This window comes from Endozoicomonas sp. SCSIO W0465, assembly GCF_023716865.1.
Taxonomy (GTDB): Bacteria; Pseudomonadota; Gammaproteobacteria; order Pseudomonadales; family Endozoicomonadaceae; genus Endozoicomonas.
Window position 1 is genome coordinate 3,927,658 of the sequence record NZ_CP092417.1, and the last position, 18,218, is coordinate 3,945,875.

General features: G+C 50.6%; 16 protein-coding genes. 14 read left to right on the top strand and 2 right to left on the bottom strand.

The window, feature by feature from the left end; translation table 11 throughout:
- The first annotated feature begins 516 nt into the window (after positions 1-516).
- Positions 517-3,843 carry a hypothetical protein gene (locus MJO57_RS17660; protein ID WP_252017540.1) on the top strand — a complete coding sequence of 1,109 codons (3,327 nt, stop codon included), beginning with the start codon at positions 517-519 and terminating at the stop codon, positions 3,841-3,843.
- Positions 3,844-3,926: 83 nt separating this feature from the next.
- On the opposite strand, the gene MJO57_RS33310 is transcribed toward MJO57_RS17660, so the two are convergent.
- Entirely contained in the window at positions 3,927-4,040 is a 114-nt protein-coding gene (locus tag MJO57_RS33310) for a DUF4277 domain-containing protein (RefSeq protein WP_371924637.1), read from the bottom strand.
- A 1,018-nt stretch (positions 4,041-5,058) separates the two neighbouring features.
- Here MJO57_RS33310 and MJO57_RS17665 point away from each other — a divergent pair.
- The 10 genes from MJO57_RS17665 to MJO57_RS17710 all read left to right on the top strand — a co-directional run bounded on the left by MJO57_RS17665 (position 5,059) and on the right by MJO57_RS17710 (position 13,368).
- A complete protein-coding gene (locus MJO57_RS17665) occupies positions 5,059-5,571 on the top strand; it encodes a hypothetical protein (protein WP_252017541.1) in 513 nt (170 codons plus the stop codon).
- A gap of 328 nt (positions 5,572-5,899) precedes the next feature.
- A complete protein-coding gene (locus MJO57_RS17670; protein ID WP_252017542.1) occupies positions 5,900-6,646 on the top strand; it encodes a hypothetical protein in 747 nt (248 codons plus the stop codon).
- A complete protein-coding gene (locus MJO57_RS17675; protein ID WP_252017543.1) occupies positions 6,639-8,090 on the top strand; it encodes a hypothetical protein in 1,452 nt (483 codons plus the stop codon). The genes MJO57_RS17670 and MJO57_RS17675 overlap by 8 nt, the downstream gene beginning before the upstream one ends.
- 144 nt (positions 8,091-8,234) lie before the next feature.
- The gene (locus tag MJO57_RS17680) at positions 8,235-8,507 is read left to right on the top strand and encodes a hypothetical protein (RefSeq protein ID WP_252017544.1); all 273 of its coding nucleotides are present in this window, start codon (positions 8,235-8,237) and stop codon (positions 8,505-8,507) included.
- A 51-nt stretch (positions 8,508-8,558) separates the two neighbouring features.
- On the top strand, positions 8,559-8,720 hold the full coding sequence (locus MJO57_RS17685) for a hypothetical protein (RefSeq protein WP_252017545.1): 162 nt from the start codon (positions 8,559-8,561) through the stop codon (positions 8,718-8,720).
- Positions 8,721-9,940: 1,220 nt separating this feature from the next.
- Positions 9,941-10,453 (top strand): hypothetical protein, encoded by a 513-nt coding sequence (locus MJO57_RS17690; protein WP_252017546.1) that lies wholly within the window; start codon positions 9,941-9,943, stop codon positions 10,451-10,453.
- Positions 10,454-10,529: 76 nt separating this feature from the next.
- Complete coding sequence (locus tag MJO57_RS17695) at positions 10,530-10,679, top strand: hypothetical protein (RefSeq protein WP_252017547.1); 150 nt, start codon at positions 10,530-10,532, stop codon at positions 10,677-10,679.
- 96 nt (positions 10,680-10,775) lie between these two features.
- Positions 10,776-11,096 carry a hypothetical protein gene (locus MJO57_RS17700; RefSeq protein WP_252017548.1) on the top strand — a complete coding sequence of 107 codons (321 nt, stop codon included), beginning with the start codon at positions 10,776-10,778 and terminating at the stop codon, positions 11,094-11,096.
- A 71-nt stretch (positions 11,097-11,167) separates the two neighbouring features.
- A complete protein-coding gene (locus MJO57_RS17705; RefSeq protein ID WP_252017549.1) occupies positions 11,168-12,355 on the top strand; it encodes a hypothetical protein in 1,188 nt (395 codons plus the stop codon).
- The gene (locus tag MJO57_RS17710) at positions 12,352-13,368 is read left to right on the top strand and encodes a hypothetical protein (protein ID WP_252017550.1); all 1,017 of its coding nucleotides are present in this window, start codon (positions 12,352-12,354) and stop codon (positions 13,366-13,368) included. Before MJO57_RS17705 ends, MJO57_RS17710 begins: the two co-directional genes overlap by 4 nt.
- An 83-nt stretch (positions 13,369-13,451) precedes the next feature.
- Here MJO57_RS17710 and MJO57_RS33315 read toward each other — a convergent pair whose 3' ends face one another.
- Positions 13,452-13,565 carry a DUF4277 domain-containing protein gene (locus MJO57_RS33315; protein WP_371924637.1) on the bottom strand — a complete coding sequence of 38 codons (114 nt, stop codon included), beginning with the start codon at positions 13,563-13,565 and terminating at the stop codon, positions 13,452-13,454.
- Positions 13,566-14,582: 1,017 nt separating this feature from the next.
- Between MJO57_RS33315 and MJO57_RS17715 the strand changes: the two genes are divergently transcribed.
- Genes MJO57_RS17715 through MJO57_RS17725 form a run of 3 tightly spaced genes read left to right on the top strand, consistent with a single transcriptional unit; the run spans position 14,583 to position 18,144 of the window.
- Positions 14,583-14,867, top strand: coding sequence for a hypothetical protein (locus MJO57_RS17715; RefSeq protein WP_252017551.1), 285 nt, complete (start codon positions 14,583-14,585; stop codon positions 14,865-14,867).
- Positions 14,831-16,999, top strand: coding sequence for a hypothetical protein (locus MJO57_RS17720; protein WP_252017552.1), 2,169 nt, complete (start codon positions 14,831-14,833; stop codon positions 16,997-16,999). Before MJO57_RS17715 ends, MJO57_RS17720 begins: the two co-directional genes overlap by 37 nt.
- Positions 16,951-18,144: a hypothetical protein gene (locus MJO57_RS17725; protein ID WP_252017553.1), complete on the top strand. Its 1,194-nt coding sequence runs from the start codon at positions 16,951-16,953 to the stop codon at positions 18,142-18,144. Before MJO57_RS17720 ends, MJO57_RS17725 begins: the two co-directional genes overlap by 49 nt.
- Positions 18,145-18,218: the final 74 nt, after the last annotated feature.

The window sequence follows — 18,218 nt, forward strand, 5'->3', positions numbered from 1 at the left end:
TGTACATTGATTCAGGGTCAACCGGAGCCGATGGAGACCGAACCAGCCATAGCGCCCGAAGACTCCCGCCCTATAGCCGTGGTCCGGTCCCAATCAAGAAATCCACCCACAGCAAGCGGCCATATAACGATAACTGGCAATGAGTCCACCTCAGCTACGGTGCAGGACATGCCTGAACCAATGGAGGAGGTACCGCTCACTGCAGCAATTACCCCTGATACGTTAATTTCAGAATTTTCTGTAAGCCAACAAAATGAACTACGAACACATTTAAATAATCAAGAAATACAAGCAGTACTAAAGAATGCCGGGATACTGCTGAAAACCCTCAATGACAGGAAAATCCAATTATCACGAGACAGGGGGAAGCCGCCCGCACATTCACTTTTTTCCAGGTTAAAAAGCTTCAGCATTGTTAATGAAGCTCCGATTTTCACAGACTATTTTGCTAAGGCCAACACGTTCTTTTTAGCGGTAAATACCCGGCAGATTACCAATACCAGCTGCCTTACCAGCATGCTCAGGTGTAAGACTCAGATAAAGAAGTTTGCAGAAGAAAGCGAGGAAAACATTCAGGCGGTTGCTGCTAACCCATGCTTGAAACAGATTGCCTCCATGTGTAATGGCAAAGGCTTGCCCGACAAAGCGAAGGTGGAAGCGCTCAAAGCGTGGGAGTGCTGGCAGGTGAACGGCGAATTCAGCCTGGAACTGCTGCGGGCCTTTTCCTCCATGTGTCATGGCAAAGGCTTGCCCGACAAAGCGAAGGTGGAAGCGTTCAAAGCGTGGGAGTGCTGGCAGGTGAACGGCGAATTCAGCCTGGAACTGCTGCGGGCCTTTTCCTCCATGATGAGCAGTAGGGGCTTGCCCGACAAAACGAAGGTGGAAGCGCTCAAAGCGTGGAAGTGCTGGCAGGTGAACGGCGAATTCAGCCTGGAACTGCTGCGGGCCTTTTCCTCCATGATGAGCAGTAGGGGCTTGCCCGACAAAGCGAAGGTGGAAGCGCTCAAAGCGTGGAAGTGCTGGCAGGTGAACGGCGAATTCAGCCTGGAACTGCTGCGGGCCTTTTCCTCCATGATGAGCAGTAGGGGCTTGCCCGACAAAACAAAGGTGGAAGCGCTCAAAGCGTGGGAGTGCTGGCAGGTGAACGGCGAATTCAGCCTGGAACTGCTGCGGGCCTTTTCCTCCATGTGTCATGGCAAAGGCTTGCCCGACAAAGCGAAGGTGGAAGCGCTCAAAGCGTGGGAGTGCTGGCAGGTGAACGGCGAATTCAGCCTGGAACTGCTGCGGGCCTTTTCCTCCATGATGAGCAGTAGGGGCTTGCCCGACAAAGCAAAGGTGGAAGCGCTCAAAGCGTGGGAGTGCTGGCAGGTGAACGGCAAATTCAGCCTGGAACTACTGCGTGCCTTTTCCTCCATGTGTCATTGCAAAGGCTTGCCCGACAAAGCGAAGGTGGAAGCGCTCAAAGCGTGGGAGTGCTGGCAGGTGAACGGCGAATTCAGCCTGGAACTGCTGCGGGCCTTTTCCTCCATGTGTCATGGCAAAGGCTTGCCCGACAAAGCGAAGGTGGAAGCGCTCAAAGCGTGGGAGTGCTGGCAGGTGAACGGCGAATTCAGCCTGGAACTGCTGCGGGCCTTTTCCTCCATGTGTCATGGCAAAGGCTTGCCCGACAAAGCGAAGGTGGAAGCGCTCAAAGCGTGGGAGTGCTGGCAGGTGAACGGCGAATTCAGCCTGGAGCTGCTGCGGGCCTTTTCCTCCATGTGTAATGGCAAAGGCTTGCCCGACAAAGCGAAGGTGGAAGCGCTCAAAGCGTGGGAGTGCTGGCAGGTGAACGGCGAATTCAGCCTGGAACTGCTGCGGGCCTTTTCCTCCATGTGTCATGGCAAAGGCTTGCCCGACAAAGCGAAGGTGGAAACCTTTGTTAACTGGCTACCTTCTGATAATCAGAAGAATTTGCTTAAAGTTGCTTGCCGCCTATTTACAGCCTTTGGTTTGCCCTCAGGAGAAAAACTGACTGACAAGGAGAAAATACTCCGCCAATGCCTTAAACAGCATGCTTATCCTACGGACATTGGAGACGACAGCAGTGATGACGATGACGATCTTTTAGAATCAAGTCAAATGAAAGCACTGGCTCTGTTCTTCTCTGCTCCCGCAAAATGGCACATGGAAATTACAGAATTTCAACAATATCTGGCTGCCCACAAAAGCCCCCAAAATGAAAGAGCGGCTGTTCTTGCTGCGTTGGAATCCTTGCTGCCGATACTGGCTATCCATGGAGGACCTGGCATCCGGTTCTGGATTGCAATGCATCGTGAAAATCCACGCTATAAAGAGGCGCTCACCAAGGCATTATCCATTCCTGCACCACTGGCTTTAACGAAACATGCACTAACGCAGTTCCCGGAACCTGAGAGGCTGGAATACCTTGAACTGTGCAGAAACCTGAAGCCTGCACCAACCCATGCGCAGTGGGATGCATTAAAACCACTCCGCCAACAGCTTGAGCAGCGACTTGAGTACACGCTGTCTAAACGCATGATGCTGGAGATTCTCTGGCCACAGTCCGTGGATAACCGCTCAAAATACGCTGACAAGATGGACGAGCTATTCAAGACCGTGCCCACCCTCTCACAATGGTACCGGTCACACCGGGTACTCGGGCCACAAAAAATGCAGCAATTCATGGATGCCTGTCTTGACTATCAGGCTACACCTGAAACCGCTCCTGAGGTAACGATTCAGCAACGGTTGCTGGAAGGAATGCTGCTGACAAATCACTATCTACCGGGACACGAGAAGATACCCGCTCTCTGTTTTTCAACCCGAGTGACCAGTGTTGATAAAAGAAGGGTGATTGTCGATGGTGATCACACCATAACGGGACAGGAACGCCTGTGGCACTTTATTACTGCCATGTTGTTTGAGCTGCAACAAACAGAGTATCAATTCAAGAAGCAAAGGCTCACTGTCATACCCCTCGATGGCGAAACGGTCGTACTCAAAAAACCAGAGTTTACCCTCACTGATACCGGTTTTGTCATAAAGAACTGGACATTGGAACAGTTGACCGCCTTTTTCAAGGCAACCGAATTCACAGAACAATGGTATGAAAAGCCTAAGGACAAGCGCGATCACTATGCGATCAGGCTTGAGGATAAATTAGCTCAAATGAAAGAAAGAGCCAAAGAGACCAGGAAAGCCGAGCATAAAAAAACAGCACCACTGCTGCCACTGTCTCTGATTATTACTATCATCAAATCCAACTTACCATTAAAGCCTGCGGTCTGGTCATCTCTGGCCCACTATGCCAGCAACGGCCAGCTAACCGCCGGTTTATGCACGGCACTCACCCCGGTGATCCGGGGTGATAAAGACGGCGTTGTTCCAGACCTCGTTAAAAATGCGGTGGCTGCAAAGTTGGAACAGATTGAGGCAACAAAAACACCAGTAGTAACAGCAATCCCTCAGCCACGACCCCGGGCAATCACGCCAACTCCAAACCAGATTTCCAACAGTAGCATCCAGGGGCCGCAGGCTACCTTTGAAACTGCGATGAAAGAGCTGAATTGTTTTCAGGTGTTGGGAAATGCAGAACTTGAAATACTGGAACCTTATCGGGAAAGAATGACGACTACGCAATTAACGAGTGTTCTCGAAAAAATCGACCATCATGATGTGAATGAACAGACACACAACGCTTGGCTTATAGCCTTTGAAAACCGAAAAAAAGATCCTCTTGGACTAAACGACATTGATTTTTGGAATCCGGATTTTGATTTCTTGTCCACAGAGTCAGAACTGGACGACAACAACCCTGACTGGCTTGAAGAGTTAGTGCAATAAATTGGTGCTAATAATTAGCAAACCCGCGCTGAATATCCGTCGACCAAAAATTGGCAGTTTAATTAATGGGTGTTTGAAATTGCTCAAACATTTGGTATACGCGCATCGATATATTCAGCTATCTTTAGTTCCCAACACATTCCAGCAACCAGGCCAGGGTGGTTCAGGTTCTTAATCTGGCATTGCATAGGCAGCATGATGGTATTACTGAGTATCTGTTGATCCTTGGACGACCGATTTCAGGAAAATATCAATAAGTTGGCAGAAGTTTGGTTTTAAATATTTTTTCCAGCAAATCATGAATGAAGATGTAGTCAGCCTAAAGCCCCGGAAACCAGGGTATGGAACTATTTACTGATTAGGTCAGAATATATGGAAGCAAACTATTACCTGCTTATTGCTGTTTCCCCAGACGATTCACCTACTGGAAAAAACTTGATATAAGCCATGCACTCACCTTCCTCCTCGGCAACCGCAGATACGGTATCCCCGTTAACATTTACTGAATCAGGAAAGGACAAGCCGACAACCAGCCGAAAACGCAAAAGAAAGCGAATCATGGCAGGTTACCAGGTGAAACAGACAACAACGGGTACCGGAACCTTCCCTCCGCATCAACAGCAACCTGAATGCGGGACCACTCCACCCATAAAGCCCAGGCGTGTTACTGCCAACAGCAACAGCATTGCGTGCTCTCCTTGTACATTGATTCAGGGTCATCCGGAGCCGATGGAGACCGAACCAGCCATAGCGCCCGAAGATTCCCGCCCTGTAGCCGTGGTCCGGCCCCAATCAAGAAATCTACCCACTGCAAGCGGCCAGATAACGTTAACTGGCAATGAGTCCACCTCAGCTACGGTGCAGGACATGCCTGAACCAATGGAGGAGGTACCGCTCACTGCAGCAATTACCCCTGATACGTTAATTTCAGAATTTTCTGTAAGCCAGCAAAATGAACTACGAACACATTTAAATAATCAAGAAATACAAGCAGTACTAAAGAATGCCGGGATCCTGCTGAAAACCCTCAATGACAGGAAAATCCAATTATCGCGAGACAGGGGGAAGCCGCCCGCACATTCGCTTTTTTCCAGGTTAAAAAGCTTCAGCATTGTTAATGAAGCTCCGATTTTCACAGACTATTTTGCTAAGGCCAACACGTTCTTTTTAGCGGTAAATACCCGGCAGATTACCAATACCAGCTGCCTTACCAGCATGTTCAGCTGTAAGTCTCAGATAAAGAAGTTTGCAGAAGAAAGCGAGGAAAACATTCAGGCGGTTGCTGCTAACCCATGCTTGAAACAGATTACCTCCATGTGTAATGGCAAAGGCTTGCCCGACAAAGCGAAGGTGGAAGCGTGCGTGGCGTGGGAGTGCTGGCAGGTGAACGGCGAATTCAGCCTGGAACTGCTGCGAGCCTTTTCCTCCATGATGAGCCGTAGGGGCTTGCCAGACAAAGCGAAGGTGGAAGCGCTCAAAGCGTGGGAGTGCTGGCAGGTGAACGGTGAATTCAGCCTGGAACTGCTGCGGGCCTTTTCCTCCATGTGTAATGGCAAAGGCTTGCCCGACAAAGCGAAGGTGGAAGCGCTCAAAGCGTGGGAGTGCTGGCAGGTGAACGGCGAATTCAGCCTGGAACTGCTGCGGGCCTTTTCCTCCATGTGTCATGGCAAAGGCTTGCCCGACAAAGCGAAGGTGGAAGCGTCAAAGCGTGGGAGTGCTGGCAGGTGAACGGCGAATTCAGCCTGGAACTGCTGCGGGCCTTTTCCTCCATGATGAGCAGTAGGGGCTTGCCCGACAAAGCGAAGGTGGAAGCGCTCAAAGCGTGGAAGTGCTGGCAGGTGAACGGCGAATTCAGCCTGGAACTGCTGCGGGCCTTTTCCTCCATGTGTAATGGCAAAGGCTTGCCCGACAAAGCGAAGGTGGAAGCGCTCAAAGCGTGGGAGTGCTGGCAGGTGAACGGTGAATTCAGCCTGGAGCTGCTGCGGGCCTTTTCCTCCATGTGTCATGGCAAAGGCTTGCCCGACAAAGCGAAGGTGGAAGCGCTCAAAGCGTGGGAGTGCTGGCAGGTGAACGGCGAATTCAGCCTGGAACTGCTGCGGCCTTTTCCTCCATGTGTCATGGCAAAGGCTTGCCCGACAAAGCGAAGGTGGAAGCGCTCAAAGCGTGGGAGTGCTGGCAGGTGAACGGCGAATTCAGCCTGGAACTGCTGCGGGCCTTTTCCTCCATGATGAGCAGTAGGGGCTTGCCCGACAAAGCAAAGGTGGAAGCGCTCAAAGCGTGGGAGTGCTGGCAGGTGAACGGCGAATTCAGCCTGGAACTGCTGCGGGCCTTTTCCTCCATGTGTAATGGCAAAGGCTTACCCGACAAAGCGAAGGTGGAAGCGCTCAAAGCGTGGGAGTGCTGGCAGGTGAACGGCGAATTCAGCCTGGAACTGCTGCGGGCCTTTTCCTCCATGTGTCATGGCAAAGGCTTGCCCGACAAAGCGAAGGTGGAAGCGCTCAAAGCGTGGGAGTGCTGGCAGGTGAACGGCGAATTCAGCCTGGAACTGCTGCGGGCCTTTTCCTCCATGTGTCATGGCAAAGGCTTGCCCGACAAAGCGAAGGTGGAAGCACTGAAAGCGTGGGAGTGCTGGCAGGTGAACGGCGAATTCAGCCTGGAACTGCTGCGGGCCTTTTCCTCCATGTGTAATGGCAAAGGCTTGCCCGACAAAGCGAAGGTGGAAGCGCTCAAAGCATGGGAGTGCTGGCAGGTGAACGGCGAATTCAGCCTGGAAACTGCTGCGGGCCTTTTCCTCCATGTGTAATGGCAAAGGCTTGCCCGACAAAGCGAAGGTGGAAGCGTTCAAAGCGTGGGAGTGCTGGCAGGTGAACGGCAAATTCAGCCTGGAACTGCTGCGGGCCTTTTCCTCCATGTGTAATGGCAAAGGCTTGCCCGACAAAGCGAAGATGGAAGCCTTTGTTGGCTGGCTACCTTCTGATAATCAGAAGAATTTGCTTAAAGTTGCTTGCCGCCTATTTCCAGCCTTTGGTTTGCCCTCAGGAGAAAAACTGACTGACAAGGAGCAAATACTCCGCCAATGCCTTAAACAGCATGGTTATCCTACGGGCATTGGAGACGACAGCAGTGATGACGATGACGATCTTTTAGAATCAAGTCAAATGAAAGCACTGGCTCTGTTCTTCTCTGCTCCCGCAAAATGGCACATGGAAATTACAGAATTTCAACAATATCTGGCTGCCCACAAAAGCCCCCAAAATGAAAGAGCGGCTGTTCTTGCTGCGTTGAAATCCTTGCTGCCGATACTGGCTATCCATGGAGGACCTGGCATCCGGTTCTGGATTGCAATGCATCGTGAAAATCCACGCTATAAAGAGGCACTCACCAAGGCATTATCCATTCCTGCACCACTGGCTTTAACGAAACATGCACTAACGCAGTTCCCGGAACCTGAGAGGCTGGAATACCTTGAACTGTGCAGAAACCTGAAGCCTGCCCCAACCCATGCGCAGTGGGATGCATTAAAACCACTCCGCCAACAGCTTGAGCAGCGACTTGAGTACACGCTGTCTAAACGCATGATGCTGGAGATTCTCTGGCCACAGTCCGTGGATAACCGCTCAAAATACGCTGACAAGATGGACGAGCTATTCAAGACCGTGCCCACCCTCTCACAATGGTACCGGTCACACCGGGTACTCGGGCCACAAAAAATGCAGCAATTCATGGATGCCTGTCTTGACTATCAGGCTACACCTGAAACCGCTCCCGGGGTAACGATTCAGCAACGGTTGCTGGAAGGAATGCTGCTGACAAACCACTATCTACCGGGACACGAGAAGATACCCGCTCTCTGTTTTTCAACCCGAGTGACCAGTGTTGATAAAAGAAGGGTGATTGTCGATGGTGATCACACCATGACGGGACAGGAACGCCTGTGGCACTTTATTACTGCCATGTTGTTTGAGCTGCAACAAACAGAGTATCAATTCAAGAAGCAAAGGCTTACTGTCATACCCCTCTATGGCGAAACGGTTGTACTCCAAAAGCCAGAGTTTACCCTCACTGATACCGGTTTTGTCATAAAGAACTGGACATTGGACCAGTTGACCGCCTTTTTCAAGGCAACCGAATTCACAGAACAATGGTATGAAAAGCCTCAGGACAAGCGCGATCACTATGCGATCAGGCTTGAGGATAAATTAGCTCAAATGAAGAAAGAGCCAAAGAGACCAGGAAAGCCGGCATAAAAAACAGCACCACTGCTGCCACTGTCTCTGATTATTACTATCATCAAATCCAACTTACCATTAAAGCCTGCGGTCTGGTCATCTCTGGCCCACTATGCCAGCAACGGCCAGCTAACCGCCGGTTTATGCACGGCACTCAGCCCGGTGATCCGGGGTGATAAAGACGGCGTTGTTCCAGACCTCGTTAAAAATGCCGTGGCTGCAAAGTTGGAACAGATTGAGGCAACAAAAACACCAGTAGTAACAGCAATCCCTCAGCCACGACCCCGGGCAATCACGCCAACTCCAGACCAGGTTTCCAACAGTAGCATCCAGGAGCCGCAGGCTACCTTTGAAACTGCAATGAAAGAGCTGAATTGTTTTCAGGTGTTGGGCAATGCAGAACTTGAAATACTGGAACCTTATCGGGAAGAATGACGACTACGCAATTAACGAGTGTTCTCGAAAAAATTGACCATCATGATGTGAATGAAGACACACAACGCTTGGCTTATAGCCTTTGAAAACCGAAAAAAAGATCCTCTTGGACTAAACGACATTGATTTTTGGAATCCGGATTTTGATTTCTTGTCGACAGAGTCAGAACTGGACGACAACAACCCTGACTGGCTTGAAGAGTTAGTGCAATAAATTGGTGCTAATAATTAGCAAACCCGCGCTGAATATCCGTCGACCAAAAATTGGCAGTTTAATTAATGGGTGTTTGAAACTGCTCAAACATTTGGTATACGCGCATCGATATATTCAGCTATCTTTAGTGCCCAACACATTCCAGCAACCAGGCCAGGGTGGTTCAGGTTCTTAATCTGGCATTGCATAGGCAGCATGATGGTATTCTGAGTATCTGTTGATCCTTGGACGACCGATTTCAGGAAAATATCAATAAGTTGGCAGAAGTTTGGTTTTAAATATTTTTTCCAGCAAATCATGAATGAAGATGTAGTCAGCCTAAAGCCCGGAAACGGATACAGGGTATGGAACTATTTACTGATTAGGTCAGAATATATGGAAGCAAACTATTACCTGCTTATTGCTGTTATCCCCGGACGATTCACCTACTGGAAAAAAACTTGATATAAGCCATGCACTCACCTTCCTCCTCGGCAACCGCAGATACGGTATCCCCGTTAACATTTACTGAATCAGGAAAGGACAAGCCGACAACCAGCCGAAAACGCAAAAGAAAGCGAATCATGGCAGGTTACCAGGTGAAACAGACAACAACGGGTACCGGAACCTTCCCTCCGCATCAACAGCAACCTGAATGCGGGACCACTCCACCCATAAAGCCCAGGCGTGTTACTGCCAACAGCAACAGCATTGCGTGCTCTCCTTGTACATTGATTCAGGGTCATCCGGAGCCGATGGAGACCGAACCAGCCATAGCGCCCGAAGATTCCCGCCCTGTAGCCGTGGTCCGGCCCCAATCAAGAAATCTACCCACTGCAAGCGGCCAGATAACGTTAACTGGCAATGAGTCCACCTCAGCTACGGTGCAGGACATGCCTGAACCAATGGAGGAGGTACCGCTCACTGCAGCAATTACCCCTGATACGTTAATTTCAGAATTTTCTGTAAGCCAGCAAAATGAACTACGAACACATTTAAATAATCAAGAAATACAAGCAGTACTAAAGAATGCCGGGATCCTGCTGAAAACCCTCAATGACAGGAAAATCCAATTATCGCGAGACAGGGGGAAGCCGCCCGCACATTCGCTTTTTTCCAGGTTAAAAAGCTTCAGCATTGTTAATGAAGCTCCGATTTTCACAGACTATTTTGCTAAGGCCAACACGTTCTTTTTAGCGGTAAATACCCGGCAGATTACCAATACCAGCTGCCTTACCAGCATGTTCAGCTGTAAGACTCAGATAAAGAAGTTTGCAGAAGAAAGCGAGGAAAACATTCAGGCGGTTGCTGCTAACCCATGCTTGAAACAGATTGCCTCCATGTGTAATGGCAAAGGCTTGCCCGACAAAGCGAAGGTGGAAGCGTGCGTGGCGTGGGAGTGCTGGCAGGTGAACGGCGAATTCAGCCTGGAACTGCTGCGGGCCTTTTCCTCCATGTGTAATAGCAAAGGCTTGCCCGACAAAGCGAAGGTGGAAGCGTGCGTGGCGTGGGAGTGCTGGCAGGTGAACGGCGAATTCAGCCTGGAACTGCTGCGGGCCTTTTCCTCCATGATGAGCAGTAGGGGCTTGCCCGACAAAGCGAAGGTGGAAGCGCTCAAAGCATGGGAGTGCTGGCAAGTGAACGGCGAATTCAGCCTGGAACTGCTGCGGGCCTTTTCCTCCATGTGTATGGCAAAGGCTTGCCCGACAAAGCGAAGGTGGAAGCGCTCAAAGCGTGGGAGTGCTGGCAGGTGAACGGCGAATTCAGCCTGGAACTGCTGCGGGCCTTTTCCTCCATGTGTAATGCAAAGGCTTGCCCGACAAAGCGAAGGTGGAAGCGCTCAAAGCGTGGGAGTGCTGGCAGGTGAACGGCGAATTCAGCCTGGAACTGCTGCGGGCCTTTTCCTCCATGTGTCATGGCAAAGGCTTGCCCGACAAAGCGAAGGTGGAAGCGTCAAAGCGTGGGAGTGCTGGCAGGTGAACGGCGAATTCAGCCTGGAACTGCTGCGGGCCTTTTCCTCATGTGAGCAAGGGGCTTGCCCGACAAAGCGAAGGTGGAAGCGCTCAAAGCGTGGGAGTGCTGGCAGGTGAACGGCGAATTCAGCCTGGAACTGCTGCGGCCTTTTCCTCCATGTGTAATGGCAAAGGCTTGCCCGACAAAGCGAAGGTGGAAGCGCTCAAAGCGTGGGAGTGCTGGCAGGTGAACGGCGAATTCAGCCTGGAACTGCTGCGGGCCTTTTCCTCCATGTGTCATGGCAAAGGCTTGCCCGACAAAGCGAAGGTGGAAGCGCTCAAAGCGTGGGAGTGCTGGCAGGTGAACGGCGAATTCAGCCTGGAACTGCTGCGGGCCTTTTCCTCCATGTGTATGGTAAAGGCTTGCCCGACAAAGCGAAGGTGAAGCGCTCAAAGCGTGGGAGTGCTGGCAGGTGAACGGCGAATTCAGCCTGGAACTGCTGCGCCTTTTCCTCCATGTGTAATGGCAAAGGCTTACCCGACAAAGCGAAGGTGGAAGCGCTCAAAGCGTGGGAGTGCTGGCAGGTGAACGGCGAATTCAGCCTGGAACTGCTGCGGGCCTTTTCCTCCATGTGTCATGGCAAAGGCTTGCCCGACAAAGCGAAGGTGGAAGCGCTCATAGCGTGGGAGTGCTGGCAGGTGAACGGCAAATTCAGCCTGGAACTGCTGCGGGCCTTTTCCTCCATGTGTAATGGCAAAGGCTTGCCCGACAAAGCGAAGATGGAAGCCTTTGTTGGCTGGCTACCTTCTGATAATCAGAAGAATTTGCTTAAAGTTGCTTGCCGCCTATTTCCAGCCTTTGGTTTGCCCTCAGGAGAAAAACTGACTGATAAGGAGCAAATACTCCGCCAATGCCTTAAACAGCATGCTTATCCTACGGACATTGGAGACGACAGCAGTGATGACGATGATGATCTTTTAGAATCAAGTCAAATGAAAGCACTGACTTTGTTCTTCTCTGCTCCCGCAAAATGGCACATGGAAATTACAGAATTTCAACAATATCTGGCTGCCCACAAAAGCCCCCAAAATGAAAGAGTGGCTGTTCTTGCTGCGTTGGAATCCTTGCTGCCGATACTGGCTATCCATGGAGGACCTGGCATCCGGTTCTGGATTGCAATGCATCGTGAAAATCCACGCTATAAAGAGGCACTCACCAAGGCATTATCCATTCCTGCACCACTGGCTTTAACGAAACATGCACTAACGCAGTTCCCGGAACCTGAGAGGCTGGAATACCTTGAACTGTGCAGAAACCTGAAGCCTGCACCAACCCATGCGCAGTGGAATGCATTAAAACCACTCCGCCAACAGCTTGAGCAGCGACTTGAGTACACGCTGTCTAAACGCATGATGCTGGAGATTCTCTGGCCACAGTCCGTGGATAACCGCTCAAAATACGCTGACAAGATGGACGAGCTATTCAAGACCGTGCCCACCCTCTCACAATGGTACCGGTCACACCGGGTACTCGGGCCACAAAAAATGCAGCAATTCATGGATGCCTGTCTTGACTATCAGGCTACACCTGAAACCGCTCCCGGGGTAACGATTCAGCAACGGTTGCTGGAAGGAATGCTGCTGACAAACACTATCTACCGGGACACGAGAAGATACCCGCTCTCTGTTTTTCAACCCGAGTGACCAGTGTTGATAAAAGAAGGGTGATTGTCGATGGTGATCACACCATGACGGGACAGGAACGCCTGTGGCACTTTATTACTGCCATGTTGTTTGAGCTGCAACAAACAGAGTATCAATTCAAGAAGCAAAGGCTTACTGTCATACCCCTCTATGGCGAAACGGTTGTACTCCAAAAGCCAGAGTTTACCCTCACTGATACCGGTTTTGTCATAAAGAACTGGACATTGGACCAGTTGACCGCCTTTTTCAAGGCAACCGAATTCACAGAACAATGGTATGAAAAGCCTCAGGACAAGCGCGATCACTATGCGATCAGGCTTGAGGATAAATTAGCTCAAATGAAAGAAAGAGCCAAAGAGACCAGGAAAGCCGAGCATAAAAAAACAGCACCACTGCTGCCACTGTCTCTGATTATTACTATCATCAAATCCAACTTACCATTAAAGCCTGCGGTCTGGTCATCTCTGGCCCACTATGCCAGCAACGGCCAGCTAACCGCCGGTTTATGCACGGCACTCACCCCGGTGATCCGGGGTGATAAAGACGGCGTTGTTCCAGACCTCGTTAAAAATGCGGTGGCTGCAAAGTTGGAACAGATTGAGGCAACAAAAACACCAGTAGTAACAGCAATCCCTCAGCCACGACCCCGGGCAATCACGCCAACTCCAAACCAGATTTCCAACAGTAGCATCCAGGGGCCGCAGGCTACCTTTGAAACTGCGATGAAAGAGCTGAATTGTTTTCAGGTGTTGGGAAATGCAGAACTTGAAATACTGGAACCTTATCGGGAAAGAATGACGACTACGCAATTAACGAGTGTTCTCGAAAAAATCGACCATCATGATGTGAATGAACAGACACACAACGCTTGGCTTATAGCCTTTGAAAACCGAAAAAAAGATCCTCTTGGACTAAACGACATTGATTTTTGGAATCCGGATTTTGATTTCTTGTCCACAGAGTCAGAACTGGACGACAACAACCCTGACTGGCTTGAAGAGTTAGTGCAATAAATTGGTGCTAATAATTAGCAAACCCGCGCTGAATATCCGTCGACCAAAAATTGGCAGTTTAATTAATGGGTGTTTGAAATTGCTCAAACATTTGGTATACGCGCATCGATATATTCAGCTATCTTTAGTTCCCAACACATTCCAGCAACCAGGCCAGGGTGGTTCAGGTTCTTAATCTGGCATTGCATAGGCAGCATGATGGTATTACTGAGTATCTGTTGATCCTTGGACGACCGATTTCAGGAAAATATCAATAAGTTGGCAGAAGTTTGGTTTTAAATATTTTTTCCAGCAAATCATGAATGAAGATGTAGTCAGCCTAAAGCCCCGGAAACCAGGGTATGGAACTATTTACTGATTAGGTCAGAATATATGGAAGCAAACTATTACCTGCTTATTGCTGTTATCCCCGACGATTCACCTACTGGAAAAAAACTTGATATAAGCCATGCACTCACCTTCCTCCTCGGCAACCGCAGATACGGTATCCCCGTTAACATTTACTGAATCAGGAAAGGACAAGCCGACAACCAGCCGAAAACGCAAAAGAAAGCGAATCATGGCAGGTTACCAGGTGAAACAGACAACAACGGGTACCGGAACTTCCCTCCGCATCAACAGCAACCTGAATGCGGGACACTCCACCCATAAAGCCCAGGCGTGTTACTGCGCAACAGCAACAGCATTGCGTGCTCTCCTTGTACATTGATTCAGGGTCATCCGGAGCCGATGGAGACCGAACCAGCCATAGCGCCCGAAGATTCCCGCCCTATGCCGTGGTCCGGCCCCAATCAAGAAATCTACCCACTGCAAGCGGCCAGATAACGTTAACTGGCAATGAGTCCACCTCAGCTACGGTGCAGGACATGCCTGAACCAATGGAGGAGGTACCGCTCACTGCAGCAATTACCCCTGATACGTTAATTTCAGAATTTTCTGTAAGCCAGCAAAATGAACTACGAACACATTTAAATAATCAAGAAATACAAGCAGTACTAAAGAATGCCGGGATCCTGCTGAAAACCCTCAATGACAGGAAAATCCAATTATCGCGAGACAGGGGGAAGCCGCCCGCTCATTCGCTTTTTTCCAAGTTAAAAAGCTTCAGCATTGTTAATGAAGCTCCGATTTTCACCGACTATTTTGCTAAGGCCAACACGTTCTTTTTAGCAGTAAATACCCGGCAGATTACCAATACCAGCTGCCTTACCAGCATGCTCAGATGGAAGACTCAGATAAAGAAGTTTGCAGAAGAAAGCGAGAAAAACATTCAGGCGGTTGCTGCTAACCCATGCTTGAAACAGATTACCTCCATGTGTAATGGCAAAGGCTTGCCCGACAAAGCGAAGGTGGAAGCGTGCGTGGCGTGGGAGTGCTGGCAGGTGAACGGCGAATTCAGCCTGGAACTGCTGCGGGCCTTTTCCTCCATGTGTATGGCAAAGGCTTGCCCGACAAAGCGAAGGTGGAAGCGTGCGTGGCGTGGGAGTGCTGGCAGGTGAACGGCGAATTCAGCCTGGAACTGCTGCGGGCCTTTTCCTCCATGATGAGCAGCAGGGGCTTTCCCGACAAAGCAAAGGTGGAAGCGCTCAAAGCGTGGGAGTGCTGGCAAGTGAACGGCGAATTCAGCCTGGAACTGCTGCGGGCCTTTTCCTCCATGATGAGCCATAGGGGCTTGCCCGACAAAGCGAAGGTGGAAGCGCTCAAAGCGTGGGAGTGCTGGCAGGTGAACGGCGAATTCAGCCTGGAACTGCTGCGGGCCTTTTCCTCCATGTGTAATGGCAAAGGCTTGCCCGACAAAGCGAAGGTGGAAGCGCTCAAAGCATGGGAGTGCTGGCAGGTGAACGGCGAATTCAGCCTGAAACTGCTGCGGGCCTTTTCCTCCATGTGTAATGGCAAAGGCTTGCCCGACAAAGCGAAGGTGGAAGCGTTCAAAGCGTGGGAGTGCTGGCAGGTGAACGGCAAATTCAGCCTGGAACTGCTGAGGGCCTTTTCCTCCATGTGTAATGGCAAAGGCTTACCCGACAAAGCGAAGGTGGAAGTGCTCAAAGCGTGGGAGTGCTGGCAGGTGAACGGCGAATTCAGCCTGGAGCTGCTGCGGGCCTTTTCCTCCATGTGTCATGGCAAAGGCTTGCCCGGCAAAGCGAAGGTGGAAGCGTTCAAAGCGTGGGAGTGCTGGCAGGTGAACGGCGAATTCAGCCTGGAACTGCTGCGGACCTTTTCCTCCATGTGTCATGGCAAAGGCTTGCCTGACAAAGCGAAGGTGGAAGCGCTCAAAGCGTGGGAGTGCTGGCAGGTGAACGGCGAATTCAGCCTGGAACTGCTGCGGGCCTTTTCCTCCATGATGAGCCGTAGGGGCTTGCCCGACAAAGCGAAGGTGGAAGCGCTCAAAGCGTGGGAGTGCTGGCAGGTGAACGGCGAATTCAGCCTGGAACTGCTGCGGGCCTTTTCCTCCATGTGTAATGGCAAAGGCTTGCCCGACAAAGCGAAGGTGGAAGCGCTCAAAACGTGGGAGTGCTGGCAGGTAAACGGCGAATTCAGCCTGGAACTGCTGCGGGCCTTTTCCTCCATGTGTCATGGCAAAGGCTTGCCCGACAAAGCGAAGGTGGAAGCGCTCAAAGCGTGGGAGTGCTGGCAGGTGAACGGCGAATTCAGCCTGGAACTGCTGCGGGCCTTTTCCTCCATGTGTCATGGCAAAGGCTTGCCCGACAAAGCGAAGGTGGAAGCGCTCATAGCGTGGGAGTGCTGGCAGGTGAACGGTGAATTCAGCCTGGAACTGCTGCGGGCCTTTTCCTCCATGTGTCATGGCAAAGGCTTGCCCGACAAAGCGAAGGTGGAAGCGCTCATAGCGTGGGAGTGCTGGCAGGTGAACGGTGAATTCAGCCTGGAACTGCTGCGGGCCTTTTCCTCCATGTGTCATGGCAAAGGCTTGCCCGACAAAGCGAAGGTGGAAGCGCTCATAGCGTGGGAGTGCTGGCAGGTGAACTGCGAATTCAGCCTGGAACTGCTGCGGGCCTTTTCTTCCATGTGTCATGGCAAAGGCTTGCCCGACAAAGCAAAGGTGGAAGCCTTTGTTGACTGGCTACCTTCTGATAATCAGAAGAATTTGCTTAAAGTTGCTTGCCGCCTATTTCCAGCCTTTGGTTTGCCCTCAGGAGAAAAACTGACTGAAAAGGAGAACATACTCCGCCAATGCCTTAAACAGCATGGTTATCCTACGGACATTGGAGACGACAGCAGTGATGATGATGATCTTTTAGAATCAAGTCAAATGAAAGCACTGGCGCTGTTCTTCTCTGCTCCCGCAAAATGGCACATGGAAATTACAGAATTTCAACAATATCTGGCTGCCCACAAAAGCTCACAAAATGAAGGAGTGGCTGTTCTTGCTGCATTGAAATCCTTGCTGCCGATACTGGCTATCCATGGAGGACCTGGCATCCGGTTCTGGATTGCAATGCATCGTGAAAATCCACGCTATAAAGAGGCACTCACCAAGGCATTATCCATTCCTGCACCACTGGCTTTAACGAAACATGCACTAACGCAGTTCCCGGAACCTGAGAGGCTGGAATACCTTGAACTGTGCAGAAACCTGAAGCCTGCCCAACCCATGCGCAGTGGGATGCATTAAAACCACTCCGCCAACAGCTTGAGCAGCGACTTGAGTACACGCTGTCTAAACGCATGATGCTGGAGATTCTCTGGCCACAGTCCGTGGATAACCGCTCAAAATACGCTGACAAGATGGACGAGCTATTCAAGACCGTGCCCACCCTCTCACAATGGTACCGGTCACACCGGGTACTCGGGCCACAAAAAATGCAGCAATTCATGGATGCCTGTCTTGACTATCAGGCTACACCTGAAACCGCTCCCGGGGTAACGATTCAGCAACAGTTGCTGGAAGGAATGCTGCTGACAAAGCACTATCTACCCGGACACGAGAAGATACCCGCTCTCTGTTTTTCAACCCGAGTGACCAGTGTTGATAAAAGAAGGGTGATTGTCGATGGTGATCACACCATGACGGGACAGGAACGCCTGTGGCACTTTATTACTGCCATGTTGTTTGAGCTGCAACAAACAGAGTATCAATTCAAGAAGCAAAGGCTTACTGTCATACCCCTCTATGGCGAAACGGTTGTACTCCAAAAGCCAGAGTTCACCCTCACTGATACCGGTTTTGTCATAAAGAACTGGACATTGGAACAGTTGACCGCCTTTTTCAAGGCAACCGAATTCACAGAACAATGGTATGAAAAGCCTCAGGACAAGCGCGATCACTATGCGATCAGGCTTGAGGATAAATTAGCTCAAATGCAAGAAAGAGCCAAAGAGACCAGGAAAGCCGGGCATAAAAAAACAGCACCACTGCTGCCACTGTCTCTGATTATTACTATCATCAAATCCAACTTACCATTAAAGCCTGCGGTCTGGTCATCTCTGGCCCACTATGCCAGCAACGGCCAGCTAACCGCCGGTTTATGCACGGCACTCAGCCCGGTGATCCGGGGTGATAAAGACGGCGTTGTTCCAGACCTCGTTAAAAACGCGGTGGCTACAAAGTTGGAACAGATTGAGGCAACAAAAACACCAGTAGTAACAGCAATCCCTCAGCCACGACCCCGGGCAATCACGCCAACTCCAGACCAGGTTTCCAACAGTAACATCCAGGGGCCGCAGGCTACCTTTGAAACTGCGATGAAAGAGCTGAATTGTTTTCAGGTGTTGGGCAATGCAGAACTTGAAATACTGGAACCTTATCGGGAAGAATGACGACTACGCAATTAACGAATGTTCTCGAAAAAATTGACCATCATGATGTGAATGAGCAGACACACACAACGCTT